This is a genomic window from Oleiphilus sp. HI0043 (genome assembly GCF_001634935.1).
The window spans coordinates 1-480 of the sequence record NZ_LWEY01000945.1 but is presented as its reverse complement, the minus strand read 5'-3'; the positions used below and the strand labels follow the sequence as shown (position 1 = coordinate 480).

Annotated in this window: 2 protein-coding genes; both read left to right on the top strand. The window is 43.8% G+C overall.

Features of this window, described 5'->3' with window-relative positions; genetic code table 11:
- On the top strand, nt 1-186 hold a 186-nt coding region (locus A3729_RS30775), incomplete at its 5' end, for a protein phosphatase CheZ (protein WP_197475772.1).
- Nucleotides 187-199: 13 nt separating this feature from the next.
- Nucleotides 200-480 (top strand): Hpt domain-containing protein (locus A3729_RS10400; protein WP_197475771.1); only part of this gene is annotated, 281 nt, incomplete at its 3' end.

The following is a 480-nucleotide window of genomic DNA, read 5'->3' as shown; positions in this document are numbered from 1 at the left end:
GAGAATCTTGTTAATTTGGTCAGAATGGCCGGTAAGGTTGACCAGATTACAGGAACAGTCCACGAAGTAGAAAAACAAGAAACAGGCATTGAGGGTGAAGGTCCACAACTCCATGCAGAGCAACGCGAAGACGTTGTTTCTGGCCAGGATGATGTGGATGATTTGCTGTCCAGTCTAGGATTTTAAAGGGGCGTAGAAGATGGGGTTTGAAGCGGATGATGAGATACTTCAGGACTTTCTTGTAGAGTCTGGAGAGATACTCGAGCTTCTTTCAGAGCAACTGGTTGATCTAGAGCAAAATCCAGACGATAAAGATTTGCTAAACGCAATTTTTAGAGGGTTTCACACTGTAAAGGGTGGAGCAGGCTTTTTACAGTTGGATGCACTGGTCAAGTGTTGTCATATTGCAGAAAACGTGTTCGATATTCTGCGAAATGGTAAGCGAAGTCTTGATGCTGACTTAATGGATGTCGTTTTACG